The sequence below is a fragment of the Arthrobacter sp. 05T47 genome, assembly GCF_056395825.1.
The window spans coordinates 1-2,207 of record NZ_JBFTKG010000101.1; the positions used below are offsets into that span (position 1 = coordinate 1).

2 protein-coding genes and 1 pseudogene are annotated in these 2,207 nt (G+C 59.3%); all 3 read left to right on the forward strand.

The features are described 5' to 3' along the window. Positions 1 to 179: 179 nt before the first annotated feature. Positions 180 to 1,034, forward strand: a complete 855-nt coding sequence (locus tag AC1DEY_RS22955; protein ID WP_476870011.1) for a hypothetical protein — start codon at positions 180 to 182, stop codon at positions 1,032 to 1,034. After that, positions 1,031 to 1,660 carry a hypothetical protein gene (locus tag AC1DEY_RS22960; RefSeq protein ID WP_476870012.1) on the forward strand — a complete coding sequence of 210 codons (630 nt, stop codon included), beginning with the start codon at positions 1,031 to 1,033 and terminating at the stop codon, positions 1,658 to 1,660. Before AC1DEY_RS22955 ends, AC1DEY_RS22960 begins: the two co-directional genes overlap by 4 nt. Positions 1,661 to 1,781: 121 nt before the next feature. Beyond that, a pseudogene (locus AC1DEY_RS22965) lies at positions 1,782 to 2,207 on the forward strand (hypothetical protein); the annotation flags it as partial.

Consider the following 2,207-nt stretch of genomic DNA (forward strand, 5'->3'; position numbering starts at 1 on the left):
AGCTTTGGAGCGCAGCGACATGACTCCACCGGAGATCGCCCTCTTACAAGCCGCAAGAGCACCAGACTCGCAATGACTCCAGTGAATAATGACTTTAGAGGTGGGTGCACGTAGGCAGAATCTCCGCTGGTCGCCGAGTCCCAGCCGTACATTGCTCAAGGTGGTTCTAGACTCTCAGGGTGCGAGAGAACGATTTTTTCGAAGAGGCAGAGGCCGCCGATGTTTGGGCCCGTCAACAGGAGGCGCTAAACACCGATCTCATAGAGCGGGTCCACGCGGGACCACTTCAATCTGCTACTGATGTCGAGATCGCCGTCCCCTTGGCCAGACTCGTCCATGACGAGTATCAAAATCGCGGCACTGAAAATAATCCCAGGATCTCGGTTCATGAGTCCCGTGCCGTGATGGCTGCCCTAAGGGCGGTGTTGAAGCGCTTGGGCCTCGACTTCCGACCCCCGTTCTATGATTTCGACGGGTTCTACAGCTACTGGAAAAACAACAACGGCTCCAATTCTTGGCAGGCACGTCGGCAGATGCTCTCAGAACTGTTCGATCCTCTGCACGAACAGCTCGCTGATCTCGAGGCGGGTACCGTCGCCTCGACTCTCGTCGATCCTGTAACATCGCACCCTCGCACCGGCTGGACCCGGGTAGACGAAGAAATCACGGAACTCCGGCGGCACTTCCAGAACGCAAGAACCGAGCAGGACTACCGCAATGTGGGCAACGATTGCGTGATCATCCTGGAACGCCTTTCGGAAGCCGCATATGTCCCGGAACGGCACTTATTCGACGGCGAAGCAGAGCCACCGGTCGCCAGTACGAAGAACCGCCTGGAACGGGTGATCGAAGTCGATCTTGCTGGATCCGAGAATGCTGCACTCCGGAAACTCGTGCGCGCGGCGATCGAGCAAGCTCAGGGCGTCAAACATGGCGCGACGATAAACCGCCGCTACGCCGGCGTGGCCGCTGACTCTGCCATCCTGCTGGCGAACATACTGCGGCGCATCACCGAAGGATCCTCAACCCCATGACAGAACATGTTGAAGAAGCAGCCGAGGTTGAATGGCTCGATCAGCCGTTTGATCCGAAAACAGCTGATGCCTGGGATCGCGCCAACTGCGGCCGTCACGGCGTTCTGAAGCACATACTGGTCCATGAGGCTGGCCATGCCGTCGCTGCCGCACGTCTCAACATCGAGTTCCTCGGTGTGTCTGTCATGTCGCCAAGGGGCAGGACGGAGATGGGCGATGGGTTTCTGGGCGGTGGCCTAGAGCTGACGCGCTTCGAGAATGGCTGGGCGGTCGACCGTATCGATGACGCGTATGAAATGTGCTTGATGGGAGTTGTGGCTGAGCGGAAAATGCTGCAGCACCAACTCAAGGTTGGCTTTCTGCAGGACCTGGATCGGTTCAAGAGGGCAGGCAATTACCTGGATGGGCTGCCCGAGGCAGATTTTCAACCGCTACACCTACGGGTAATGTTGAAAATCGATGAGAACTGGTCGCAGATCGAGCGAGACATCAGGGCCCTGATAGGAGCTTTCGCAGCGCAGTTCACTGCGTCGGGCGCGCAGGTGATGAGTGGTTTGACGGAACCTCTACTGCTGACCTCGGCCGAAGTGCACTCGATTCTTGATATTGAAAAGCCTTCGTCATGACGGCTCCGACTGCTCGAACGAGCAATGTGCAAGCCAACATCTATATCGACGTTCGCAGACCTGTGAAGAGGTCGTCATCAATCAATCGCTGCGCTCGATTGTGAATGAAAAGATCGATTCCATGACCGCCGATCCCCCTATGGCGAGCCCGTCCGAGCCCAAGCCCATGGGGCTCGATACCGGTACTCTGCCCCTCGGTGAACGCTCCCTGCGACTCATCCTGGATCACGTCCTGGCGGTCGGCGACGAGGCCGAGACGACCTATCTGGAGGTCAAGAGCAGCCTGGACCTCAGCAGCAAGACAAGCGTGGCGAAGGTCGCGAAGTTCCTCCTCGGAGCAGCGAACCGTCGGCCGCAGGAGGCTGCACGCCACTTCCGCGGCCACGCGGTGATGGTCGTCGGCGCGCAGAAGGACGCCGCCCCGGGTGTCCCCCGCGGCGTCGAGGCCCACGAGCTGGAAGACCGGCTCCGGCCGTACCTCGGGCCGCAGTTTCCAGCGTTCGAGTTCGGCAGGATCGGCGTCGACGACGCCAGCGAGGTGCTGTTC

Bases quoted from the DNA above. Each gene is read 5' to 3' on its own strand.
- AC1DEY_RS22960 (WP_476870012.1), top strand. From the start codon at position 1,031: ATGACAGAACATGTTGAAGAAGCAGCCGAGGTTGAATGGCTCGATCAG.